At 37.2% G+C, this 25,249-nt stretch carries 25 protein-coding genes and 4 tRNA genes; 23 read left to right on the top strand and 6 right to left on the bottom strand.

Annotated elements, in window-relative coordinates; all coding sequences use genetic code 11:
* The first annotated feature begins 12 nt into the window (after positions 1–12).
* The 14 genes from KO495_RS13840 (at position 13) to KO495_RS13900 (ending at position 13,691) form a co-directional block, all read left to right on the top strand.
* The gene (locus KO495_RS13840) at positions 13–3,879 is read left to right on the top strand and encodes a hypothetical protein (protein ID WP_215980986.1); all 3,867 of its coding nucleotides are present in this window, start codon (positions 13–15) and stop codon (positions 3,877–3,879) included.
* A gap of 146 nt (positions 3,880–4,025) precedes the next feature.
* Positions 4,026–5,048 (top strand): hypothetical protein, encoded by a 1,023-nt coding sequence (locus KO495_RS13845; protein ID WP_215980987.1) that lies wholly within the window; start codon positions 4,026–4,028, stop codon positions 5,046–5,048.
* A 168-nt stretch (positions 5,049–5,216) separates the two neighbouring features.
* Positions 5,217–5,504, top strand: coding sequence for a hypothetical protein (locus tag KO495_RS13850; RefSeq protein WP_215980988.1), 288 nt, complete (start codon positions 5,217–5,219; stop codon positions 5,502–5,504).
* 14 nt (positions 5,505–5,518) lie between these two features.
* The gene (locus KO495_RS13855; RefSeq protein WP_215980989.1) at positions 5,519–5,911 is read left to right on the top strand and encodes a hypothetical protein; all 393 of its coding nucleotides are present in this window, start codon (positions 5,519–5,521) and stop codon (positions 5,909–5,911) included.
* 225 nt (positions 5,912–6,136) lie between these two features.
* On the top strand, positions 6,137–6,424 hold the full coding sequence (locus tag KO495_RS17575; RefSeq protein ID WP_252738958.1) for a transposase: 288 nt from the start codon (positions 6,137–6,139) through the stop codon (positions 6,422–6,424).
* Positions 6,425–6,465: 41 nt separating this feature from the next.
* Entirely contained in the window at positions 6,466–6,621 is a 156-nt protein-coding gene (locus tag KO495_RS17580) for a hypothetical protein (RefSeq protein ID WP_252738959.1), read from the top strand.
* A gap of 64 nt (positions 6,622–6,685) precedes the next feature.
* Complete coding sequence (locus KO495_RS13865) at positions 6,686–7,576, top strand: hypothetical protein (RefSeq protein ID WP_215980990.1); 891 nt, start codon at positions 6,686–6,688, stop codon at positions 7,574–7,576.
* A 36-nt stretch (positions 7,577–7,612) separates the two neighbouring features.
* Complete coding sequence (locus KO495_RS13870; RefSeq protein ID WP_215980991.1) at positions 7,613–8,158, top strand: hypothetical protein; 546 nt, start codon at positions 7,613–7,615, stop codon at positions 8,156–8,158.
* Positions 8,159–8,448: 290 nt separating this feature from the next.
* Positions 8,449–9,372 (top strand): hypothetical protein, encoded by a 924-nt coding sequence (locus KO495_RS13875; protein ID WP_215980992.1) that lies wholly within the window; start codon positions 8,449–8,451, stop codon positions 9,370–9,372.
* A gap of 254 nt (positions 9,373–9,626) precedes the next feature.
* Positions 9,627–10,439, top strand: coding sequence for a hypothetical protein (locus KO495_RS13880; RefSeq protein WP_215980993.1), 813 nt, complete (start codon positions 9,627–9,629; stop codon positions 10,437–10,439).
* Positions 10,440–10,608: 169 nt separating this feature from the next.
* Positions 10,609–11,220 (top strand): hypothetical protein, encoded by a 612-nt coding sequence (locus KO495_RS13885; protein WP_215980994.1) that lies wholly within the window; start codon positions 10,609–10,611, stop codon positions 11,218–11,220.
* 607 nt (positions 11,221–11,827) lie between these two features.
* Complete coding sequence (locus KO495_RS13890; RefSeq protein ID WP_215980995.1) at positions 11,828–12,418, top strand: PEP-CTERM sorting domain-containing protein; 591 nt, start codon at positions 11,828–11,830, stop codon at positions 12,416–12,418.
* A gap of 326 nt (positions 12,419–12,744) precedes the next feature.
* Positions 12,745–12,984 carry a hypothetical protein gene (locus KO495_RS13895; RefSeq protein ID WP_215980996.1) on the top strand — a complete coding sequence of 80 codons (240 nt, stop codon included), beginning with the start codon at positions 12,745–12,747 and terminating at the stop codon, positions 12,982–12,984.
* A gap of 2 nt (positions 12,985–12,986) precedes the next feature.
* The gene (locus KO495_RS13900; RefSeq protein WP_215980997.1) at positions 12,987–13,691 is read left to right on the top strand and encodes a nucleoside-binding protein; all 705 of its coding nucleotides are present in this window, start codon (positions 12,987–12,989) and stop codon (positions 13,689–13,691) included.
* A 615-nt stretch (positions 13,692–14,306) separates the two neighbouring features.
* On the opposite strand, the gene KO495_RS13905 is transcribed toward KO495_RS13900, so the two are convergent.
* The 5 genes from KO495_RS13905 to mutY form a co-directional block, all read right to left on the bottom strand.
* Positions 14,307–14,382, bottom strand: a tRNA-Thr gene (locus tag KO495_RS13905).
* 117 nt (positions 14,383–14,499) lie between these two features.
* Positions 14,500–14,575, bottom strand: a tRNA-Thr gene (locus tag KO495_RS13910).
* 58 nt (positions 14,576–14,633) lie between these two features.
* Positions 14,634–14,709 (bottom strand) — tRNA-Phe (locus KO495_RS13915).
* 170 nt (positions 14,710–14,879) lie between these two features.
* Entirely contained in the window at positions 14,880–15,152 is a 273-nt protein-coding gene (locus KO495_RS13920; protein WP_215980998.1) for an oxidative damage protection protein, read from the bottom strand.
* An 86-nt stretch (positions 15,153–15,238) separates the two neighbouring features.
* Positions 15,239–16,399, bottom strand: a complete 1,161-nt coding sequence (gene mutY, locus KO495_RS13925) for an A/G-specific adenine glycosylase (RefSeq protein WP_215981076.1) — start codon at positions 16,397–16,399, stop codon at positions 15,239–15,241.
* Between the two features lie 250 nt (positions 16,400–16,649).
* On the opposite strand from mutY, the gene KO495_RS13930 reads away from it, so the two are divergent.
* Both KO495_RS13930 and trmB read left to right on the top strand, forming a co-directional pair.
* Positions 16,650–16,985 (top strand): 50S ribosome-binding protein YggL, encoded by a 336-nt coding sequence (locus tag KO495_RS13930; protein WP_215980999.1) that lies wholly within the window; start codon positions 16,650–16,652, stop codon positions 16,983–16,985.
* A 129-nt stretch (positions 16,986–17,114) separates the two neighbouring features.
* Positions 17,115–17,837: a tRNA (guanosine(46)-N7)-methyltransferase TrmB gene (gene trmB, locus KO495_RS13935; RefSeq protein ID WP_215981000.1), complete on the top strand. Its 723-nt coding sequence runs from the start codon at positions 17,115–17,117 to the stop codon at positions 17,835–17,837.
* 142 nt (positions 17,838–17,979) lie between these two features.
* On the opposite strand, the gene KO495_RS13940 is transcribed toward trmB, so the two are convergent.
* Complete coding sequence (locus KO495_RS13940; protein ID WP_215981001.1) at positions 17,980–18,321, bottom strand: hypothetical protein; 342 nt, start codon at positions 18,319–18,321, stop codon at positions 17,980–17,982.
* Between the two features lie 267 nt (positions 18,322–18,588).
* Here KO495_RS13940 and KO495_RS13945 point away from each other — a divergent pair, with 267 nt between their 5' ends.
* The 7 genes from KO495_RS13945 to KO495_RS13975 all read left to right on the top strand — a co-directional run bounded on the left by KO495_RS13945 (position 18,589) and on the right by KO495_RS13975 (position 25,249).
* Positions 18,589–19,638 (top strand): trypsin-like peptidase domain-containing protein, encoded by a 1,050-nt coding sequence (locus tag KO495_RS13945; protein ID WP_215981002.1) that lies wholly within the window; start codon positions 18,589–18,591, stop codon positions 19,636–19,638.
* Positions 19,639–19,806: 168 nt separating this feature from the next.
* A complete protein-coding gene (locus KO495_RS13950; protein WP_215981003.1) occupies positions 19,807–20,481 on the top strand; it encodes a GntR family transcriptional regulator in 675 nt (224 codons plus the stop codon).
* Positions 20,482–20,694: 213 nt separating this feature from the next.
* Entirely contained in the window at positions 20,695–22,224 is a 1,530-nt protein-coding gene (locus KO495_RS13955; RefSeq protein ID WP_215981004.1) for a SulP family inorganic anion transporter, read from the top strand.
* Between the two features lie 172 nt (positions 22,225–22,396).
* Positions 22,397–22,720, top strand: a complete 324-nt coding sequence (locus KO495_RS13960; protein WP_215981005.1) for a DUF1289 domain-containing protein — start codon at positions 22,397–22,399, stop codon at positions 22,718–22,720.
* 147 nt (positions 22,721–22,867) lie between these two features.
* Positions 22,868–23,047 (top strand): hypothetical protein, encoded by a 180-nt coding sequence (locus tag KO495_RS13965; protein ID WP_215981006.1) that lies wholly within the window; start codon positions 22,868–22,870, stop codon positions 23,045–23,047.
* A 202-nt stretch (positions 23,048–23,249) separates the two neighbouring features.
* A tRNA-Phe gene (locus KO495_RS13970) sits at positions 23,250–23,325 on the top strand.
* 586 nt (positions 23,326–23,911) lie between these two features.
* On the top strand, positions 23,912–25,249 hold the full coding sequence (locus tag KO495_RS13975) for a Na(+)-translocating NADH-quinone reductase subunit A (RefSeq protein WP_215981007.1): 1,338 nt from the start codon (positions 23,912–23,914) through the stop codon (positions 25,247–25,249).

Genomic DNA, 25,249 nt, shown 5'->3' on the forward strand with positions numbered 1-25,249 from the left:
GGATAACAAATAATGAGTATAGAAACACCAGATAAAGTAGAAACAAAGCCTGCCCATCGTGAGCTTGTTTTTGAGAATATAGGCGCAGACACAGAAAATGTGTCATTAATGATTTTTGATTCCGCACCAAAAGGAGTAAAGCCTTTTGCTAAAGCAACGTACTACAGAATTCCACTATATCAAGCACAAAGTCGTGAAAGAAGTAGTACGGATGCCGATGTAGAGTTAGTTCATATTTGTCCTAAACGATACGCTCAAGCAGGCAGCAAAATTGTTGATAATGAACATTGGTTACGCGATGGTTATCTTTATATATATGTTGATGGCTATATTTGGCGAGAGCTTAAAGTTTCTTATGATCCTAAGGCTGGCACATCAACCTTTAGCGACGTTAATTTAAAGATACAAAAAGGTGAACAGCTTTGGAAGAAAACACTCAAAGTAGAAGATGACCCTGATAGAAAACATAGGCAAGGCGAAAGAGAAGCAACTGGAGAGTCGTTAAAAACAATACTCGTACCTTACAAGTTACAAGGTAGTGTGTGTAAAGTTGAAGTAGCATATTCTGAAGTGCAGTGGGCATGGCGACAAGTGCAAGCCTTTGGTGGCATGTCACCAACAGATCCTCGTTTAAATGGGCATGAAGCGGTAAAAGTGAGGGAAGCACCGGAAGATGAAGCAGCGCAACGCCGTGCTGAACGCATGGTAGAGCTTGATAACTTAGGGCAATATCAACAAGCTTATAGCAATCAAGAACATCCTCAACATTTAGCATTACCTTTTACCGACCCCTCAGGTGTATATACGCCTGTTATTGATGATGAAATAGGTCGAGCACGAGAAGCGGCGAAAGAAGTGATGCTAGCACGAAAAGCGCTTGATTTACTGCAAGTGTCATCAGCAATAGGCGACGACATGCCCGATGGCAAGGAAATCCCTAAAGCAACTGAAGAACAAGCGGGCAAGTATGCTATTGCACAAGTTATCCAAAATCAATTTTTTGCTTTTCCTCAAAATGTTCAAAATAAAATTAAAACTATGGGGGAAGGTAATGTTAACGAAGCTGAGGTAGATTTAGCCTCTGATTATAAAAAATGGGCTGAAGAGTCGTTACATGTTAATAGTTTAAGATCATACTTAAAAACAGCAGAAGCGTTTGAAATAGTCAATTTCATTACTGAAATGAAAACCGAAGCATTTGAAATTATTACAGGAGAAAGCGAAAGAGGTAGCTTTTATCATGCTATTGCCGATTATGGTTATTTTAAATGTGATGATAGTCGCCGTTGCGGACTATATAAAGCGGTCAGTGATGTTGTCGGCCCATTAAAAGATAAAACTGGCGATTTGATTAAAAGCTTTATTATTACCGAGGCCGATCAAAGAAAGCTCGCCGAAATAGAAAGACAGGATATGGGGCAAGAAACCATTTTAAAAGTGCTTGGTACTCATATTGAAGATTTAGAATCTGATGAGAATATGCTCAAATTAATTAGATTACTTTTCCCTAAACAAACGGGAGAAAATTTAGAAGATTATGAAAGCTATGCAGATCCGAATAAACCTTTTGATATTACGTTTGATGTTGACGACTTTAAACGCCTAAATGAAAATGACGATTACTTAACTGAGCCTTCATTACAACTAGTCAGGCGTAGTTTACAGGTAGTTTGGGGCTTTTTAAATATAACGTTAGAAGTACCTCAAGCGATGTTTGTTATGAATAAGCATCAGCAACCGTTTAAAACGGCTTATGCATCACATATTAAGCAAGAAGAATCATTAAAAAATACGAGCAAAGCTTTAAAAAATAAAATCAACCAATTAGAAGGCGAAATCGCAAACAAGCAAAAAGTTATTAAAACCCTTGAAGTAAATAGGTTAAAGATACATGCTGAAATTTCCACACAAGGCATGAATCCCGCCTCAATTGATGCGCAGTTAATAGCAATTATTGAAGAGCGAAAAGCAGAGCTAGATGCATTAAAACAAGAAGCCTATAAGGCAAAAAACGCCAATATTCGTACTAAACGCCATATTGCCAACTTAATATCTGCGGGGCAAGATTTACTTGCGTTAGATGGCACGGTAAAAATTAGTAATGTCGCGGTACGTCACAACCCTTATATCAGGTTTACGCACTTATCACACATGGTAACTAACGGTTTAATCACTGAAATTGATATTGATGTTAACCAGTATTTAAAAGGAAACTTGCCAAACAGTAAAATTCCGCTTAATTTTTCAAACCGTGCGGTACGGGCAAAACAAAAACTTGATGATTTTAATCGGGTTAGTAGTGGCTTTGATAGCGCCATGACCGATGGCGGTAATGCCCCTAAGGTTAAATTAAATATTAAAAACCACAGCATACAAACCCGACTAGATCACCTTGTACATCTTGATGGCTCATTAGATACCCTAGAAGACATGATTGACGAGCAAATATTAGCCGCTGAGCGAAGTAAACAAGTATTGCAACGTAAAATGTTAGTGATAGATGGCACCTTGTTATCTAATGCAGAAATCAGCGCAAAGACAAAAGAACAGGATCTTGAAAAAAAGAAAGGTAAAAAAACAAAAGCTGATTTTGATTTAATCGCTTATGAAGCGCAAACTAAAACCTTATCTTTCTATAAAAAATGGAACTTGAACCCCGCGTTGTTTAATAAAACATTCAATGCAATGCTACCTTTTGTTGCTACGATGGAGGTGCTTAATTTTTACCGTACGGTAGAAAACGATGGTGTTGCAAAAATCAATAAGATATCTGCTGCACTCGATTTGGCTGATTTAATGGTGAGTATTGGTCGTAACATAGCTGAGCGTAAAGTCGGGTTACCTACCAGTACCCAAGTACGAAACATTATAGAATCAGGAATCCCTCCGAATAGCGCCAGAACACGCATATTAGGGCAAAACTTAAGTAAGTTAATATTAAAAGTTGGCTTAATTATTTTAGGTGACACGTTAACCTTTGTTGCTGGCGCGGTGAGCATGTTTTGTGCCTACCTTGATATGGCGAAAGCATTAGATGCCGGTAACACGGGCTTAGCTGTAGGGCATGGCATTATGATATTTGGTTTTGGCGCTATGACCGCGGGCTCTGGTTTAGCCTTAATGGGTTACGTTAAATTAATTGCTGTAATAGCTACGGGCCCGTTTTTTATTGTGGGTTTAATTGCCTTATTGGTTGGTGTGGCTGTGGTCTACTTTTTTACCGAATCAGCTATTGAAAGCTGGTTACAAGCTTGCCCATGGGGTAAGCACAAATATATTGATGATACGGCGAACACAAGCAGTATACGCGCTAGCCAATGGCAAACACGACCCGACTTATGTTTAATTGACTTATATAATGTATTGTATAGCCCGCAGGTAAATATTGATAATAACCTCATTGCTAAGCGGGTTGATATCACCTTAAATGCACCGAAAGTGGGCAAAGTCAATGGCCTAGATTTTACTTTGAGTTGGCGTAAGCTTTCTCAATTTTTAGGCTCAGCTGAAAGTAAATACCATGAAATTTCGCTCAAGCAGCTTGAGCTTACGGACGGCTCGTGGCAGTTATTACTTAATCGCTCTGGTTGGAAGTATTCCGTATCATATAACCAATTAATTAAGGCGTTAGGGCTTAACGAACACGATAATATTGAACTAAAAGCCTCAGTAACGGTATTTCCCGAGGGAAAAGGTGCGAAGGTATTACCCGCGTTTGATACCGCATTTAGTTTACCACTTCAATACTCTAAAATAGGCGAAGACACCAGCTGGTTTTGGCAAAATGATAATAGAGTAACAGCGCACCGTGTTTATACTGCATTAAGCACGCGCAGTGTACGCTTAAATAACCAAACATTAGAAACGGTATATTATTGATGCTATAAGTTTTTATTCTAAATAGTTGAGTTTTTTATGCTAAAGAGAATATTTTCAAGTTAATCAGTCAAGTTAACCAGTAGCGTTACTTTAACAAAACAAAACAAAACAAAACAAAACAGTAAAAAGTGCCAAAGGAGTATGTGGTGACAGAGCCCAAAATAATACAAGCAAACGAAATAGATGAAAACAGTAATGATAACCAAACCCCACCTGGCATAAAAGTAACCCTGTCAGATGGCTCATATTATTATGATAACCGTACTGATGAAGAAATGTCGGCTGCAGCTGCTGAAATAATGAAGGATTGGGATAAAGAAAACCCTGAAGAAGCAGCTGCTATTGATTTACGAATAGATAACAAATATAAATATCGGAAATTAGGCATCTATTACCAAGAAATACCCAAAGACTATTTGCACCAGCAAAGTTACGAAGCACGCTTAGCCAAAGCCGAAGCGTTAAATGGTTGTAAGTTTAAAGCGTCTCGACCATATAAAAGTAAGGCCTGGGGCGAGCCCATGGACAGAGTACTGCATGATAAGGATGGTGGTTTTGGTAATTTATGTGATGGCCAAATAGCGACCTTAGGTCGCCTTAATGGCTTTGTTACTTCACTCTTTATTCTACAAATTCTGTCGCTAATTTCTGCTGTTTGTGTTGTGCCCTTTGTTGCCCCTTTATGGGTGATCCCCTTATTATTATTGTTAATGATTGGGATGAATTACTTTAAAAACGTTGTTGAGTGTTATGACCAATTTGTTTTTGAGCGCCATACAGGCTTAGTTAAAACCCCTCATAACTGGTTTCGTCGTTCGTTTTATATCCCTTATGAAGATATTGAATGTTACGACGGTGGTACGGTTAAGTCAGCCCGTGGTGGTGGTGCAAGGGAAACCGCTAAAATCCGTTGCTTGAAAACCCCTAAGCGTTATTACCTGTTTGCACCGCAATATATTTTACGTTTTGGTGGTCTTAGCCAAGGAGGTTGGGCAGGGTATTTAGAGTTTATGGATATAGATATGCCAGTTAACCCTAAATTACATAGAAGCATAGAATATTATTACACTATTGATAAAAATGCGCTGGAAACTGGGCCATTTCCAGCGGTAATGAAACAATATCTTGACCCTGATGATAAGCAAGTTAACCGTGAACATGTGTGGTAGTACTTGGTTTTGACACTTAAATAGCAAGCACTCTCGAAATTTGAATAAAGGCTAATTGAGCTAAGCCTATAATAAATTAGCTCTGTTTACTTCATATAATGTGCACTGTTTTTCCATTGATGAGAGGGTGGGTGTTATATGAATTTGATTTTAATAAAAAGGATGTTTATGAAATTAATTTTTATAGGGTTAACACTCAATGTGTTATTTGCGCTCTTTATTAGTACTACACGCACAGAAATTGGTGTTGTAGCATTAATACCCTGCGGTATTTCTTTTATCGGTTGCTTACTGTTGCTGTTAAAAGATAGTAGGTGGGGGCTTTATACCATTTTAGTGTCAAGTATTGTATTTATACCGCTTGGCGCAGTTGCCTGTATTGGTGTAAAAAAAGAGCTAGATAAAATTAAAGATAAGCTATTTCAAGCCGAATTTGACCGAAAAATAAAATTATAAATGGAGAATGAATAATGGAAAAAATGGAATTTAAATTTAACCCTGCCATGAAAGAGAAACAACTTTACATTGGCTTGGCATCAATTGGGTTAGGTATTGTTGGTGGCTTAGTCGTATCCGCAATGTTCGGGTTGGTTTTTTTTGGGATATTGTCATTATTTATGTCATCAACTTTAGGTCGAGATGTATTAGTGTTTTCTGATGAGTCGGTTAAAGTAAGACAAGCGCCGTTAACGAGCGTTAAAGATTTACGATACGAGCACATTGAATCAATTGAAGTGATCGACAAAAAGAAAATCAATATCAAGTTAAAAACAGAACAATCATTAAGCATTGATTGGAATTTCCTTGGGAAAGAAGATAGACCGTTAATTATTGAAAAATTTGCACATTATATTCCAGCATAACAGATAGTAGTTACAGTGAGGTATTTCATACCTCACTTAGTTATTTATTAAGCTATACATCACAACCTCAATAGAAACTACAGCCATGGAAGAAAATAAAAGGGGGCAGTTAAGCTGACTGGTATTTTCTTTTTATGGGGGGGCTTGGATGGTTTGGGCTTAACCCACCTGGAATATTTTCTACCTTCTCGTCTAGTTGGAAGCTTAAATAAGAGCAGTGTCTTGATGACCAACCATGTGCACCTTTTGTGTAGTCCAACTAATCATTCTGCGGTTTCACAAATGATGCAGTCTTTGGGACGAATGTACGTAATGTATTTCAACAAGGTTTATAAAGGTTCGGGTACGTTATGGGAAGGTAGGTATCGCTCTTGCCTCGTGCAGAGTGAGAAGTACCTGTTGGAGTTATATCGTTATATTGAACTTAACCCAGTGAGAGCTGGGATGATACAAGACCCAAGTGAATATGGTTGGTCTAGTTATCAGTGTAATGCAATGGGGAAAATAGGTTAGCAGATTATAGAAAGCTCTTTGCTGGTTACGTTGAATCTGAATTGATTGAAGATATTAGAAAAGCGACGAATAAGGGGGTAGCGCTTGGCAATGAGCAGTTTAAATGTAAAGTGGAAACGCTAAGCGGTAGCTCTGTAATCGAAGGGAAACGTGGTAGACCTATTGGCTGGAAGAAAGAGGTAGGCGTGAGTGATTAGTTTATAAATGTAAAGCGGCTCTGACCCCTTTTATACTATTTATAAGAAAAGAGAAGCAGACTTAATGGAAGACACAACCCTTGTTATCATCTTAATGCTATTACTATTAGCCGGTATTATGTATTGGAGTTTAACGTACTTTATTAACGGCAATAATTCTGTTAAACCGATTGTGGATAATACTATTTTAGATAGCAAAAATAGTAAGCCAAGAAGCTTTCGACTTGGTAAAGGTATGAATAAAGTCGAGTCGTTGGCTAAACTGAGTTTTGATCAAAATAACGGTCAACTATTTACTAATACAGAATACTTATCTATGGGCGCGATGAATATGGGATATATAGGTAATACATCATGGTCAGGGGTATTAGCTATATTATTTTTCATGGGGTTATATTCGATGTCAACATATATTGCACAGCCTAATATATATGCTTTATATGGAGGAGGGGGGCTATGTTTACTTACTGGTTTAGGGATCACCTATCTAATTAAATTAAAATATACCGAAAGTGTTTATGAATTTATCCGTTTTGAGCGTAAAACCGGCTTGGTTATTTTTCCTATTGGTAATGGTGATAAGCATTTTTCAGTAGGCATAGAAGATGTTGAGTTATACACCAGTAAAGTATCTTCTGGTAAAGGAGTAATGCACCGTGTTGCTTTTCTCGCCCCCAAAAAATTTCCCAAAACAATGTGGTGGCAAAAGATTTACACGGTTAGTTTTATGCCAAGAACACCAGAGTCAGCACAAATTCTTTGGACCGAAGTAAATCATTATATGGATAAAACTAAACCTATTCCGAAAGGCTTTTATCTTAACTGGCAACAAGTGATGGAGGATCCAGAATCAGACCAAGAGTTGAAAAAATCAACACTAACACCTGAGTTGTATGCGCAAGCCCCTTTTTACGATCGAAAAAATGGTAAATATTTAGATAAAGAATTTTGGTAAATTTGATTCAGTGATTATAGCAACAAGGACGTACAAGTGAATAATTCAAAAAAGCCATCCAAACAAGTACTCAGTGCAATTATTGATTTTTTGACAGAGTCAGGTGATACGCCTGAGCAATATAGAACTCGTTCAGAGCGTGCTAAAGTAAGAGTTAGAATAAAAGCTGAACGTTGTCAGCCTAAAGAAAACCTAGCGAGTAAAAAGCAAGGCTCTCAAAAAATGTTAGTCTTTAGCTATATTGCTTTTCTTATTCCTTTTATTCTAGTAAGTACACAACAATATTATGAAGTTAAATATGGTAATGAAGCCGCTGGTGCTGGTTTGTTGCTCGTTTTGTTTGGAGCATATTATTATTTCGTGTCAATCATTAGCCAGAAAATAAGTAATTTCATCAATGTTATTCATAAAGTACATCTGGTTTTTTGGGCTGCCTTTGCACTCTTTAGTTTGAATATATTATTGAATCTTAATTACAGTCATATTTCTACAGATTTCTTGGTGTGTGTCGGCATTACTTCTGTGGTTTTAGCTGGGGTAAAGTATACTCATCTCTTACTAAAGAAAGAGTGTGAAAACTAGCTCAAGATTAACAAGGGCAGTCATAAAGTTTTAATAACTTAGCTAGTATTCGAGGGATGAAAACACAAGTGAACGATATATCAAACCATTGGCGGAAGATTCATGTTAAGCACCAAAGATGTATAGAAAGCGGTAAAAGAGCAAGCGAATAACTTCTCATTTGACTATAGGGATATAGCAACCTTAATAACTGTAAGTTATCCCTAAAAGAGCTAGTAGACAGGGAGTCGTATCAATGGAATGTAGTTTGAATTTCAAACTAAAAGAACAGTTGGGGTTAGCGTAATAACATGATAAATACAGAGACAGTCACTACTGACTTACGACCACCGAAAAAACCACTTAAATTAGGCAAGTATTTTCGCAAAGTAGAAACTAACTATGAGGATATTATTGGCTTTCAAGATAAATTTTTTAGCACCGACGGTCGTTATACCTCAATGATGTTGATAGCGTCATTTAAAGATGATAATCAGTTTGCTATGGGCTTTCTGGCGATGATATTCTTTTTCTGCTTGTTACTTGCACAGTTCGTTATGTTTATGGCAGGTGGCACCTGGGCTGTTTTCTACCCTGGTTACGATATGTTTAACTGGCCTATTGAATATTATGTACAAGTATTACTGGTTATTTATGCGGCGATACAATTTAAAAAGTCGAAAAAAAAGCAAGCGCTTGCTGTTGTCTGTGACCGTAAAACCGGTAATGTTAATTTTCCCGCGCTTTGTGGTAATCCTGAGTTGGTGATACCGTTTGATAAAATTGATCTATACCGTGGCTCTGTAGCTTCAAGTTTGGGCTCAGGTATGCCAGTACATGTGTTAGTGCCTCAAATGTACCCTAGCTCAGCAAAGCGAGACTTTCAAGGTGTGATACTCTTTGCTGATAGTTATGATGAAGCTTGCTCGCGCTGGACACTATTAACCGAGTTTATGGATAAAAATAAACCTATTCCCTATGGTCTTCTGCAATCAGTCCAGTCCCACATAGATGATAATGAAGCAGCTATTTGGCGTGGTACTGATGTTAAAGCTCGCTATCCTCTCGACCCTGAAATTAAAAATAATTATAAATACGTTTTTCATACCAACTATGAAGAAACGGTTGAGTACCCTTATGACGAAATTAACTCTGTTATTGCCCCTTTTAGTGACGACCCTGAGCTGCTAAAGAAAAATATTCAACGCGCTCACGACTTATATATTTTGTTGTAGTGATTGATTATTTCAAATAAAAAGGGATGTTTATGAAATTAGTGTTGATAGGGCTAATGTTCAATGTCGTTACTGCGATATTGGTGAAATAAAAGGGGTCAGAGCCGTTTTAAGTATCCTAAACTGAGGTAAATCGGCTCTGACCCCCTTTACTCACTTGCTTATGTTTTTTCAAATAATTTATAAGCGACTGTCCTTTATGTTTTTTGAGGTTGTTGTGTATTCGAGAAAGCTTAGAAACAGAGTCAATACCTATGACTGAAATAATTAATGGAAGGAATAATATTAATACGATGACTACTGCCAAAAATGATCTTGACTCTATAGCGTTAATTTTTCCGTTAGGCACTATCACAACGTTTATAAATAAAGGGTTGTGGGTTACATTGAAACTAATGTTTAAATATAAGTGGTGTGCTTTTGGTTGTTGGTTATTATCTCCTTTTATTCTCAAAATGATATCAGATCATTATTCATTATTTGATTTCCTTAATGATATTGATGGGTACTTATGGTACATGCTACTGCTTTTTTCCTGGATAACTATACCTATTCTCTATGGGTTGATAGGTAGTTTTTTTCTGGCTTTTTTTGGAAAAAACAAAAGCACACGAATAGAGTGGTTGCTATGTTATTACTTCTTTTGTGGAATACTTATTGTAGGGGCTTGGATCAGTAATAGTTATTTTATATTAAATATGGGGGGAGAGCCTCTTTGGATTTTTTTATATATGGGGTTGGTTGTTTTTGTTTACTTTTCGTATTGTGAGAAGCTAACACCTTATGCCAATGTTGTAAGTTTTGGGACTGCTGTTTTGGTACTATTTACATTAATTCAAGCTAATTACCCCTTTAAGACTAAGTATGTTCCATCATATAAAATAGCTTATACAAGTTGTTATTCTGTTAAAGGAAGTAGAGGCTCTGTAAGAAATGAAAGCATACGGTCTTGTAATGTTACGTTTAATGCTGATGGGAAAAAGATAGTTTTTAAAAACCAATTTATACCGCGGTATCATAATGGGATATACATAAAATATGCATTTGTTACTCAATATTCATTTTAATAAGCCAAGCTAGGTTATTTGTTGATGGACATTAAGCGACAAGATATTTTATTCGGCTTTGCTCGACAAAAATTAATGTTCCAGCACCGAATCATCAGTATAGGCACTTAATTATGATCTTAACGACTGTGCCATAGAACATATTATTAACTTACAAGGAAGTTTCATTTTGGAAAAAAATAAAAATCAAGACACGTTCAACGTAACTTTGTCATATAAGTCTGGTGCTCTAGGTAGCTTTGGTGTGGCAATATTTACAATGCCGCTTCTCTTTCTATGTGAACTTTATCACTCATATATATGGAATTATGGGGATTCATCTAGCGATGAAAGCTTAGGTATTGAATATACTTATATTGAACCGGTAGCAGATCCATTATGGATGATACCAGTACTAGGCTGTTTCATTGGTTTTTTAGCAAAAATTCACGGTAATGGGATGGAGAATGTTTTTAGATTCGTTGCCATTATAAATTATACCCTCGCGGTGTTATCAATTTGGGTATTAGGTTTGGTTTGGATTGAACCTATGAATATGATTAGAGTGGCTTGCTTTTATAGTGCTGGGTTAGTCTCTTTACTTGTATTTTTCCGTTTTAGTTATACAGCCCGTATAGAGGAATCTAGTATAATTGCTGTACCTGAGGGCTACACTTCTTTTATAAAAAACCGTTGGGTTGCCATTATGCTTGCACTACTTTTCGGCTATTTCATTAATGCACTGTGCGTCGTTATGTTAAAAAGCGGGTTCATAGATAAATTACGATATCTCATTTATTAAAGAATAAAAGAAAATAAAAGGGGGCAGAGCGGCTTTAAGCAAATTTAAATCGGCTCTGCCTCTTTTATATGGCGTAAGCGAGCTAATGTGATTTTTTCACAGCTTACTATCGGCCTATAATTTCTTGGGGTAAGGTTATTGAAGATGAATAGAAAATAAAAGCGGTTAAAAGGCGTGGCAATAATATGGAAAGGTTAACAAGAAGAGTGCTCAGCGGTGGGTTTTAATTACAAATGGTTCAAGGCGGGAGCAACCACCTTACCTTAGCAACGTGTTTATAATCGCTATTTTAAAGAAGGAGGACACAATCAAGGTTATGTTTGTATTTTTCTGTGTTGATAATAGTACAAAGATACTAAATGGACCTAGTTGTAGGCTTTATTATTTAAGGAGTGTTAAGTACTCCGTTATAGCTATTATCATTTAAATTCAAAGAGATAGTGTCAGTTATCTTTACAGTTATTAGCGTTGTTATTGATGCTTTTATCTTATATTATTGAATAATATAACTATTATTTATTGGTACACAATTTGCTTTTTTAATGAGTAATCAAAACTCAGTCAGATTACTTCATAAATTAATGGATATAATTCAAAGGGATATATAATGAAATTTAATGCTATCGCATTCACCGTTTTAATGGTGATCTTTAGTAGCTTTGCCAATGCTACTCTAATTGACAATACTAATTACTTCACAGACACCGACTCAGGTCATGACTGGTTAAAGCTCAGTGAGACTGTTAACTACTCATACAATGATATATTGATACAGTTACAAGCAGGTGGAGACTTTTATGGTTGGGAGTTAGCTACTTTTGATAATGTTTTTGAACTTTTTGATAATGCAGGTGGAGACTCGGCATATAAAACCGCTACTCATAGCACTTCAAATAATGTCATGAATGCTATATTGCAACCGCTTTTTGGTTATACTAATGCAGTTAATCAAACTTGGTTTCATGTAAAAGACTTTACACCTGGTGGAGTTACCAGTGGCTTTATTTTATATGAAGGTACCGGGAGGGTTAGTAAACACAAAGATGGATATAGTCATGCTTATATGGAATATGACTTTGTTGGTACTGCCTTGCGCCGCATTAGTACTCAGCAACAAGTATCAATACCAGAGCCATCAACAATTACTATTTTGGTATTGGGAATGATTGGTTTAGCATCACGTCGATTTAAAAAGTAATCTTAACTACTTTTAAATATTTAAAAAAACATCAATTTTCATGATTGGTGTTTTTTTATGCCTACTCCTTGCCCTTATGTCTAGTAGATTTTTGCTTCTATTTTTAATTTATTGAATTTCTCAACAGCTTCCCCCTTCTAATAACAGTTTGTTATGTTTAAGTTAAAATAGGAACTTTTTCTTAAACTGAACTAGGATAATTGTAATGTCTATCGTCATTACTATTAATAATATGAGTACTTAGTGATGACAATCAAAGGAGCGTAGTAAGCTATGACTAAGTTGAAAACGACAAACCTTGCTATATTAAAAACTCTAATGGCTTAATGCTAGATATTCAAGAGAAGGTCTCGGCTGTTAGTTTGCAATCACAAGAAATAGCGTCAGCCGCAGAAGAGCAAAGCGCAGTTGCTCACGAAATAAGTAATAACATGCATACTATTAAGTCTGCTGTTGAACGTAATGCCGATACCATTAATACTTTAAATGTTAAGAGTGAAGAAATGAAGCACTCGGCCAGTCAAGTAAGCGAGCAATTAGCCGTTTTCCGTCTAACGGGAGCGTAAGTATGTTAAAACCCATATTATTAACGATAACTTTGCTAGCTGTGTTGTTCAATACTGCTTCAATGGCTAAAACCAATTGGTCTAGCCCGTCGTTCACCTATCTTAATGGCTCCGGTTATGAGTTAGGAGATAACCATAGGCAAATTATTACCTTTGAATATGCTAGTGCTAATAGTTGGGGTGATATGTTTTTATTTATGGACAGGGCAGAGTCATCAAATGGGGATAACTCAACCTACTCTGAGGTTTCGCCCCGTATTCATATAACGGCTTTTGAGTTAGGAGTAATCGAAAACTTATACTTTACTCCAGTTGCCGAGTTTGGTCCTGAAACTAATTGGCTAGCCGGTTTAGGAACAGATTTAAAGATTCCTTATTTTCAATACGCTAAATTGAGCCTGTACTATAAAGATAATGGCGATGGTGATAGTAGTGAACAATTAACACTTTCTTGGGCCATTCCACTATATGAAAATATTCTAGTTGATGGTTTTATTGATGTTATGGGCAGTTACCAAAAAGATAATGGCTTTACTTCTGCCTCATCCATAAATGCAACTAGCCAACTAAAGTACAATCTTGCAAGCTATTTAGGCTTAGATACTCCGTTATATGTAGGGATAGAATATGTTCATTGGAATAGTAAGTACGGTGTAGCAGGAGTTGATGAACGCAATGTTAATGCGTTAGTTAAATATCATTTTTAACGGGGAACTCCGCTGGATCTGCTAAATGATAACTCGCTCGATAAGCGATTTATTAGTAGTGGAGTAATTATAGTGGTTCCAGCAGGTAATCGCTTTTATTGAGACGAAAAAAAACCTTAACATTGCTGCTAAGGTTTCGTTTCTTCCTTGCGGAATAAATGGTGCCGACTGCCGGAATTGAACTGCCAAGGCGGCTTAGCTACTGATTTATCAGTAGGGCAGTTCTAGCAGGTAATCGCTTTTATTGAGACGAAAAAAAACCTTAACATTGCTGCTAAGGTTTCGTTTCTTCCTTTCGGAATAAATGGTGCCGACTGCCGGAGTTGAACTGCCAAGACGGCTTAGCTACTGATTTATCAGTAGGGCAGTTCTAGCAGGTAATCGCTTTTATTGAGACGAAAAAAAACCTTAACAAATGTTAAGGCTTCTTTTTATTTATTTCAGTATAAATATTTCTATTTAAGCTACTAAATAAATGGTGCCGACTGCCGGAGTTGAACTGCCAAGACGGCTTAGCTACTGATTTATCAGTAGGGCAGTTATCGGGTTATGTTCAAGTTATAAGTTCAGATAAATAAAAAAGCCTCAACATAAATGCTGAGGCTTTGTTATAAATGGTGCCGACTGCCGGAATCGAACTGGCGACCTACTGATTACAAGTCAGTTGCTCTACCAACTGAGCTAAGTCGGCACACTAAACTGTGTGCGTTGGCACTAAATTTTTTTCTAATAAAAAAACCTTAACAAATGTTAAGGCTTCTTTTTATTTATTTCAGTATAAATATTTCTATTTAAGCTACTAAATAAATGGTGCCGACTGCCGGAATCGAACTGGCGACCTACTGATTACAAGTCAGTTGCTCTACCAACTGAGCTAAGTCGGCACACTAAACTGTGTGCGTTGGCACTAAAATAATGAATTAAATTCACTACTTAAAAATATGGTGCCCCGACCCGGATTTGAACCAGGGACACGAGGATTTTCAATCCTCTGCTCTACCAACTGAGCTATCGGGGCTTTATCTTTAACAGGTTTATTTTGCTTCCCCGTTAAGACGAGCGCTATTAGACTGTTTTTCCTTTTTGCCGTCAACTCTTTTTTTATAAAAAATGTTTGTTTGCTTAATTTTAAAGCTAAAAAGTGTTGTATGTTTGCTAAATACACATAAAACAGTCATAAAGTAGCCGTTATTTACTTGGTGGTACGTAACCTTCTATTTCTGGCTCTTTACCTTCAAATAAGTATCCGATCATAGCGGCTTCTAAAAAGGCGCGATCATCAGGGTTCATCATGTTCATTTTTTTCTCATTAATAATCATGGTTTGCTTTTTCTGCCAAATACCCCAAGCTTCTTTTGAAATATTGTCATAAATACGTTTACCAATTTCACCTGGGTATAATTGAAAGCCTAAACCTTCGGCTTCTTTTTTTAAGCTTTGACAAAATACTGTGCGACTCATAATGTTTCTCGTTAAATAAAGTATTAGATAAAAATAATAAAGGTTAATAGCATCATTTTACCCTATTAAGCGTTGGTGTGTCGCGCTTAAATAGTTTGATGACTTTCGCCTGTATTGTTAATGTTTTTGGTTAACAAACTTAATAGCTTTTTGGTTGATGCGGCTAAACCAACATCAAGAGGTTGATGTAAATCGTACCATGTTTGTTGGTTAGGCTCAGCTATTGCCACGCTTTGTTCTGTAGTTAGCATTTCACAGTCAATAACTATTGGCGTTATATCTAAATGAAAATGGCTAAAAGTATGACGAAATGTTGGTAACGTTTGCTCTGAAATAGCCTTAAGTGATAACTGTTTTAGTTGTTTTGGTATATCACGAGTACTCGAAACTTCATAAAAACACCATAAGCCGCCCCAAATACCGGCAGGTGGGCGTTTCTCCATCAGTACCTTGGTTGAATATTTGTTTGAGTGTTTGCTTGTGGCTTTATTGGTTAAATGATCATTTAAACTTTGTGTCAGTCGAGGAATGATCATAATAGTGCTTTTTTCTGGAATCGTTTTTTTGGGCTTTTTTTGTGGAAAGTTGGCTTGTTGATCACTAGCGTTAGCTAAACAGGCGCTTTCAACAGGGCAAACTTCGCATGTAGGTTTACTGCGGGTGCATACGGTCGCGCCTAAGTCCATCATCGCTTGGTTAAAACTGGCGGTTTCTATAGCGGGCGTTAATTGCTCACTTAACTGCCAAAGTGCTTTATCAAATTTAGTGAGGCCATTATAGCCTTCTACCACATAACTTCGGGCTAAAACACGTTTTACGTTACCATCGAGTATTGGGTGATGCTGATTCAGAGATAAGCTTAAAATAGCCCCTGCGGTTGAGCGACCTATACCGGGTAAAGCAATAACTTGTTCAATATTTTCAGGAAATTTACCGTGATAATCTTGCTGAATTATTTTTGCTGCCTTGTGTAAATTTCTAGCGCGTGCGTAGTAACCCAGTCCAGTCCAATGATGTAGTACTACATCTTCTTCAGCATTGGCTAAATCATTAATGGTTGGGAAGCTCTCCATAAAACGATGGTAATAAGGAATAACTGTTGCAACTTGGGTTTGCTGCAACATTATTTCTGAAATCCATACTCGATAAGGCGTTTTATTTTGTTGCCATGGTAAATGCTTGCGTCCTTGCTTGTGATACCAGCTAACGACTTGCTCACCAAATTTTAATGCAGACTCTTTTTCAATTGTTGTTAAGGTATTGATAATGTTATTTCACTAATACTTTGCCAATATTTGCTGCAGTGTAACCAATAGTTAAGTGTTGCTCAAAAGTATTTGCCTAATCATTTAGCAAGAGTAATTTATTGCTTGTGGTCTTTTTACCGTTAGTTGCCAATTTGCTTTTATTCACTTAGCGGTTTGGGCTGCTTTGGGTATAGGTATTTTGTAGTAGCTTGGGTATAATGGCGGCAATTATGTTTATTAGGATCTTCAAATGAAAATTACAGCAAAAAATCGTAGCCGTCGTTTACGTAAAAAATTACGTGTTGATGAGTTTAAAGAGTTAGGTTTTGATGTTGCTTGGCAATTAAAAGACGGTATTACCGGTGAAGAGCTTGATGCCTTTATAGATAAATTTTTCGAAGAAGTTATTCAACCTTGTGGGTTAAGCTTTGGTGGTGAAGGCGATACTTTATGGCACGGTTTAATTTGTACTCATGCCATTGGTTCATGTACTGAAGAACATCGCGCAGCGGTTGAAAAATGGTTAACAGCACATGGTGCTAGTTCTGTGGCTGTGAGTGAACTTTATGATGTGTGGTGGGCGTAGTCTTACCTAAAAAGTTAGCGCATAAGTCGCTAGATAGAAATAGCTGAACTCATATCGAGGTTATTATAAGGTTAATGCCTGCTTATGAGCTCAGCTACCAGTCCAGTTAATAGTAAATTAAGAAATGTTATGACAGAAAAAACACATAAAACCATAGAGCAAGCTGAACAAGAAGGTAAGTACATTCGTAAAGTTCGTAGCTTTGTTAAGCGCGAAGGGCGATTAACTAAAGGACAAGAGCGAGCGTTAACGGATCATTGGCAAAATATGGGGTTAAATCACAGCGATGGTTTAATTGATGTACAAGCTTTATTTGGCAACGATAACCCTGTGGTGTTAGAAATAGGTTTTGGTATGGGCAAGTCGTTGGTTGAAATGGCTAAAGCAGCGCCTGAGCTTAACTTTATTGGTATTGAAGTTCACAAGCCGGGAGTTGGCGCTTGTATTTCTTTAGCGGTAGAGCAAGAAGTTAGTAACCTAAAGGTTTATGAGCACGATGCTATAGAAATATTAGCCGATTGTATTGCTGATAATAGCTTAAATACAGTGCAGTTGTTTTTTCCTGACCCTTGGCATAAAAAGAAACACCATAAACGTCGAATTGTACAAGCTGACTTTGTTGAGAGTATTCGTAACAAACTAAAAGTTGGTGGTGTTTTTCACATGGCAACTGACTGGGAAAACTATGCGGAATGTATGTTAGAAGACATGCAAAACTCGCCGGGATATGAAAACTTATCAGAAACCAATGATTATGTACCTCGCCCAGATTCTCGTCCGTTAACAAAATTTGAAAACCGTGGTCAGCGTTTAGGTCATGGCGTTTGGGATTTACAGTTCAAAAAATCATAGCGCTAAAGCCATAGTGCTTAAGTTATAATGCTTAAGTCGTAGCGATTAAAATGTTCTGCCCAGTTTAATGAAAAAGCGATATCCATTTTATGGATATCGCTTTTTTGTTTTATATTCTTTATTGTATGCGCTTTACGTTATATTAAGGTAAGTATTGTCGCTCTACATGAAAGAGATGCTGGGCATTACGCAAATTACCGCTATCTTTTAACCACTGTTGATCTATTATTTCTCGCTGCAATGCCGCATGAAGAATTCTACTTTTGTATTGAGTCCAAAAAGCAATGGTTGCTTCTTGATGACAAGCATTGTTAGGGTAAACATCGCTACGAGTTTCTTCTAACTCAGCAATAATATTATCAATAACTTGGCTTTTTAATTCTCTATCTATTAGCTGCTTAAAGCGAGTAAATCGCTTAGCTTTTACCAGTTGCCATATTAACCAAAGTAATGCGAGTAATGCTAATAACGCAATAATTTCCATCAGTTATCCTCTATAAATTCATCGCAGTATAATAACACTTAAATATAAATTTTTATCTAGGGGCTTATATTAACTTAAAACCGTATTTTTTGATGTGCTTATTGAGTATTTTCATTGATGTGGTGTACAGACAGGAGAAGGACATTGCGGGTTAGCACTGATGTTAATGGAGCAAAAACTTAACTTACCGTAACGTAATAAAAGAACTGATTATTTATTTGTAGTTAGTTAAACTGAAGCTAATTATAAATCACTGGATTGTAAACCATGAAAAGAGCGTTATTATTTTCAATTGTCATGCTAACAATGATGTATGGCAATGTAATACAGGCAGCAGAAAACTCAATACAGAAACTTTATAAAACGGTTAACCCTGCAGTTGTAGAATTACATGTTCAATCAATTGCTGCGCCTAAAGCTGGCCAAGTTTCATATAGCGCTGATCAAGCTGAAAAGTCGACCTCGTTAGGCTCAGGTGCGTTAGTAAGTAAAGAAGGGCGCATACTTACTGCAGCTCATGTAGTAGATAAAGCAACCGCCATTGAAGTTGTTTTTTCTAATGGCAGTAAAAGTACTGGTCATGTGGTATGGATAGAGCCATTAATTGATCTTGCGATGATCCAAGTGAGTAAAGTACCTAGTGCTGTTAAGCCACTCGCATTAGCTAAAGCTAAAAATTACCAAGTAGGGGAGCAAGTTGTTGTTATTGGCGCACCTTATGGAGTAAGTCATAGTTTGTCTGTGGGTTATTTAAGTGGTATTCGTGATGGTAAAAAAATTCCAGGCAGCAATTTAGTACCAAGGCTATTACAAACTGATGCAGCGATAAATATGGGTAACTCTGGTGGCCCTATGTTTAACCTTAATGGCGAAATAGTGGGTATTGTGAGTCATATTTTGTCTAAAACCGGTGGTAGCAATGGTTTAGGCTTTGTGGTTTCTGTTGATACTATTCACGATGTAATTAATGGTGACCCTGGTACTTTTTCTGGTTTCATTCCTTTTTTACTTAATAAAGAACAGTCTTACGCCTTAAATAATGCAGCAGGGCATGGCATGTTAATTCAGCACGTTATTCCTGGAACTTTAGCCGATAAACTTGGCTTTAAAGGCGGTAATATTAATGTTGTTATTGGTCATACTCCAGTTTTGTTAGGTGGAGATATTTTACTTGAAGTTGCTGGCTATACTATTACAGACTTAGCCTCAGCGATTATGATGAAGCAAAAGCTTGCTGGTTATAGCAAAGGTGACAAAGTTAATTTTAAGTTCTTACGTAATGGTGCACTTAAAGAAGTATCGTGGGTTATTGAATAGATATAGCTTACGAATAGCGTCAATCATTATAGTATTTTTGACGCTTTATTGATCTGGTTTTGAAGTTGGTTATATAGGCTACTCGTTAGTAGTTCAGTTTAGAGTTATTAATATTTGGCTTTTATAATCAATATTCTATGATGATAATTAAATTGGTTTGGGCGCTTTATGAGCATAGTATATAAAACTAGAACACAATTAGTGGTAGAAGCGCTAAGAGAAAAAATCCTCAGTGGTGAAATAAAAGCGGGAGAGCCATTAAGGCAAGCGGCATTGGCGCAAGAGCTTAATGTTAGTCGTATCCCTATTCGTGAAGCATTATTGCAATTAGAGGGCGAAGGTTTAGTGACCTTTGAAGCTCACAAAGGTGCAACGGCGACACAATTAAATTCTAACCATGTTGCCGAGTTGTTTGATTTACGCGTAATGCTTGAATGTGACTTACTCGCCGCGTCACTACCTTTACTCACTCATGAAAAGCTGGAAGAGGCGACTGAGATTTTAGCCGCACTCGATAATGCGCTAGGTAAAGAAAATGCCACGAATACTTGGAGTGAATTAAATGCTAAGTACCATAATTGCTTATATTCCGCAGCAAATAAACCACAAACTCAAGAATTAGTGAATACCTTAAATAAAAATGCTGATCGTTATATTCGTATGCATTTATTATGGGCTGGTGGCATCTCTAAAGCAGGCCCTGAACATGCACAAATTTTAACTGCGTGTAAAGTTGGGGACGTTGAACAAGCCGTGGCTATTTTAAAGCATCATATTTTAAGCTCCAAAGAAGCCATTAAAAGCTTTCTTATACAAAGAGAGTGCGCTGAAAATTTACCCTAAGGTAATATACGCTTATTCAAGCATCAGTAATTGTTACAGTGTTGTAAAAGTAAGCAAATATTGACTTTTTCCGTTGATATCTATAGTATTCCCGCGCTTAAAAATCACAGAAATCCTTCCTGTTATCGCCTATGCTTAGGTGATAGTTACAGCTAATTACTTAGTAAGTTATTAAATCACTAATAATATACTAATAAAACCAATGAGATAAAAATGTTTGAATTACACGCTAGTAAAGTCTCTAACATGAAAAATGATGTGCTATCAGGTTTAACGGTTGCCTTAGCACTTGTACCTGAAGCCGTTGCCTTTGCCTTTGTTGCTGGCGTAGAGCCTTTAGTCGGTTTGTATGCGGCCTTTATGGTGGGGTTAATTACCGCTATTTTTGGTGGTCGCCCAGGAATGATTTCTGGTGCAACGGGTGCTATGGCTGTTGTTATGGTGAGTTTAGTCGCCATTCATGGGGTTGAGTACCTATTTGCCACCGTATTGTTGACTGGTATTTTACAAATTCTCGCGGGAGTATTTAAACTCGGTAAATTTATTCGGTTAGTGCCACATCCAGTGATGTTAGGTTTTGTTAATGGTTTAGCTATTGTTATTTTCTTAGCGCAGCTTGGACAATTTAAAGTGACTAACAGTGCAGGAGAGCTTGAATGGATGCAAGGAGCACCATTGTATATCATGGCGGGCTTAATTATTCTGACCATGGCAATTATTCATTTATTTCCAAAACTAACTAAAGCGGTTCCATCTACCCTTGTTGCCATTGTTAGTGTCTCAGTGCTTGTTTTCGCAATTGATTTAGACACCAAGCTAGTTGGTGATGTTGCCTCTATTGCTGGCGGTTTACCAACATTCTCTATTCCTGATGTTCCTTTTACCCTAGAAACTTTTAAAATAATTTTACCATTTGCGTTAGTACTTGCTGCTATTGGTTTAATTGAATCACTATTAACACTCACTTTAATTGACGAGTTAACGGGAACCCGTGGCCAAAGTAATAAAGAGTGTGTTGCTCAAGGTGCAGCAAACACAGTAAATGGCTTTTTTGGCGGTATGGGTGGTTGTGCCATGATTGGTCAATCTATGATTAATGTTAACTCAGGTGGCCGAGGTCGTGCATCAGGGATAACAGCAGCGTTAGCGTTACTTGGCTTTATTTTATTTACTTCTGACTTAATTGAACAAATACCATTAGCAGCGTTGGTTGGTGTTATGTTTATTGTTGTTATTGGTACATTTGAATGGTCGAGTTTTAGGATTTTAAACAAAGTACCTAAAGCCGATGCCTTTGTTATTATTTTAGTTTCGGGTGTTACCGTATATTCAGATCTTGCGGTAGCCGTGGTAGTTGGTGTTATTGTTTCAGCGTTAGTTTTTGCTTGGGAACATGCTAAACAAATTCGGGTAACACGCTCACTGACTGAAAGCGGCTCAACTTATTATGAAGTTGATGGTGCGATATTCTTCGGCTCTATTGCTAACTTCTTAGAGCAGTTTACGCCAGAAGATGATAGTGAAGATGTCATTGTTGAGTTTAAAAATGCACGTGTTGTTGACCACTCTGCTATTGAAGCTATTGACACCTTGGCTGAGCGTTATTTATCGCGCAATAAAACTATGCATTTAAAGCATTTAAATGAAGAGTGTAAATTACTGCTCGAAAAAGCAGATAAGCTTGTTGAACTTAATGTTATAGAAGACCCTGACTACCATATTGTTAGTGACAAACTAGCGTAGCGGTTTTCTTTCCTTTTCTTATTAATGCGCTGTAAGTTATACTCTTATACACGCTCCACCTGAAGATGCAGGGTTCAGCTCTAATTAGAAGCGAGCATCTTTAAGTGGTACGGGTACATAACTACAGCGCATTTTTTATAAGTGCTATTGATAAAACCTTTGTGAAAATTAAATGCAATTAGAGTTTTTTGATGTTCCAAGCCCATGTGTCGGAATTTGCCAAGCAGATGACAAAGGTCATTGTATTGGCTGTATGCGTACGCGTGACGAACGCTTGAATTGGTCGAGCTTTAATCATGATGATAAGCAAAAAGTAATCAAGCGCTGTCAGCAACGTAAAAAACGTAAAGCAGGGGCCGCTAAAGTTAAAGTGGTGGAGCAAGAAGTAGCAAAAAGCCCACAACCCTCATTACTAGACCCACCAGCTAAATCCAACCAAGCCAATAGCAGTATTGCAAATGACGATAGTTTAGATTTCAGTGATTTTGATCTCTAGTCTAAAATATTTCAATATTGTCATACCCTTTAAATAGGGATAAGTTAGCGATAGTTTTCACACCACGGACGTTACTTATGACTTTAAAAACCGTTATTCCTGTAGTGCTGAGAAACCCCTCTTACTGACAATGCTATTGAACAATTTATGCATAAACACAGTAGTGCCCCAATTAACTTTATTGATATGAAAGATTTATCGTCAGCTCCAGGTGATTTACAAGTTTTTGCAAATGACTATCAACAAACGTTGCCGAGTAATGAATGGCGTAAATATTGGGGTGGTATTTTTATTATTAAAAATATTACACCAGCGACTTATCATTAATAACGGTAAGCGCATTAAATTCTGTTATCTGTGTACAGTTAATGTCGTGATTTTTTATGGGGTTGTTGCTAAATTGCTCAGTTTGATGGATTATGTAGCAACCAATACCTTTTATCGAAAAAAAGTTATAAAACGGTTGCGACACCAATTAAATCACTATATTATACGCGCACTTTCACGGACAAGCTCTGTTTAAGTAGATGCCCCGATAGCTCAGTTGGTAGAGCAGAGGATTGAAAATCCTCGTGTCCCTGGTTCAAATCCGGGTCGGGGCACCATATAAAAAGAGAAAGCCTACATTTTTTGTAGGCTTTTTTTTTGCGTTAATTTCTGTGATTTTTCTATTTTAATTAATACTCCCTCAAATTAGCTCGCTAGTTTTTTACCTTAAGTTCTTCCCTTAAGGTTTTGATTTCTTCTCGGTTAAACCTTAATCACGCGTTCTAACCTAATTGCTACCAGCTACCAATTTCACCTTGTACTTATTGTTAAACGTATTGGGTTTTCTTTACTAAAAAAGGCTGTTTTTTTATCACGTATAAATATTTGGTTGATTTATAGTCAAAATAAAGGAAAAAATTATATTAATAGACTAAATTGTAATGAAAAATAGCGAATGGTCGTAGAACAAAAAGGGCGTTTTATGGTAATATCGCGCCAGAAAATTTTAACTTAGAGCCGGTGGGTCTGCTTCTCTAATGGCAACATTAAAAAAGTATGTACTCACTGAAATACACTGAAGTTGGCAAGTTAAGTTTTATCTAATTGATATCTAAGGATTAATTTAAACTTAATTCTAAGGTGTTTATTAGATAAGTTAATGAACTAGCTTTTATACTCCCATCAAAAGTAGTGCAAGTGTTTATGATTACAATAAAAAAAGGCTTGGATGTTCCTGTTAAAGGTGCTCCCCAGCAGGTAATCCATGATGGTCCGTCCATCAAAACCGTTGCAACACTCGGTGAAGAGTTTGTGGGTATGCGTCCAACCATGTTTGTTAAAGTGGGTGATCGCGTTAAAAAAGGTCAGGATCTTTTTGAAGATAAGAAAAATCCTGGCGTTAAATTCACAGCTCAAGCCGCCGGTGTTGTTAAAGAAATTAACCGTGGTGAAAAACGTGTTTTACAATCAGTAGTTATCAATGTTGATGGTTACGATCAAGAAACATTTACCAGTTACCCAGCAAGCGAGTTAGCTTCTATCTCACGTGAGAACGTGACGAAGAACTTAATTGATTCTGGCTTGTGGACTGCGTTAAGAACTCGCCCATTTAGCAAAATACCCGCAGTAGATAGCACGCCTGTAGCAATCTTTGTTAGCGCTATGGATACTAATCCATTAGCCGCTGATCCAGAAGTTGTTATTGGTGAGCAAAGCGAAGCATTTAAAAATGGTTTAACCATTTTATCTCGCCTAACTGACGGTGAAGTATTTGTTAGCAAAGCTCCAGGTGCAAATATCCCTGTTGATAGCAATGCAACCGTTACTGAATTTAAGGGTAAACACCCTGCTGGTTTAGTTGGTACGCACATCCACTTTTTAAAGCCTGTTAGTGCTGACAAAGTGGTATGGCACATTGGCTATCAAGATGTAATTGCTTTTGCTAAGTTATTCACTACTGGTGAATTAGATAGTACACGTGTTATTTCGCTTGCAGGCCCTGCTGCGAAAAACCCGCGTTTAGTTCGCACTGTTTTAGGCGCTTGTACAGCTCAATTAACCGCTGATGAAGCTGTTGATGGTGAACTACGTGTAGTTTCTGGTTCGTTATTATTAGGTGCTACAGCTTCTGCTGTTCACGGCTACCTTGGTCGTTACCATGTTCAAGTTTCATTGATTCTTGAAGGTCGTGAAAAAGAGTTTATGGGCTATATGTACCCAGGACCTAATAAGTTCTCAGTAACTCGTGCTTTCATGTCGCATTTATTCCCAAGTAAATTGTTCAACATGACGACCACCACTAATGGTAGTTCGCGTGCTATGGTGCCAATTGGCAACTATGAGCGTGTTATGCCTTTAGATATTTTACCTACCTTATTATTACGCGATCTTTGTGCCGGTGATACCGACAGCGCGCAACAACTAGGTGCCTTAGAGCTAGACGAAGAAGATTTAGCGCTTTGTACATTTGTTTGCCCAGGCAAAACAGATTACAGCGTACTTCTACGTGATTGCCTAACCACAATCGAGAAGGAAGGTTAG

The organism is Colwellia sp. D2M02, assembly GCF_018860755.1.
Lineage (GTDB): Bacteria > Pseudomonadota > Gammaproteobacteria > Enterobacterales > Alteromonadaceae > Colwellia > Colwellia asteriadis.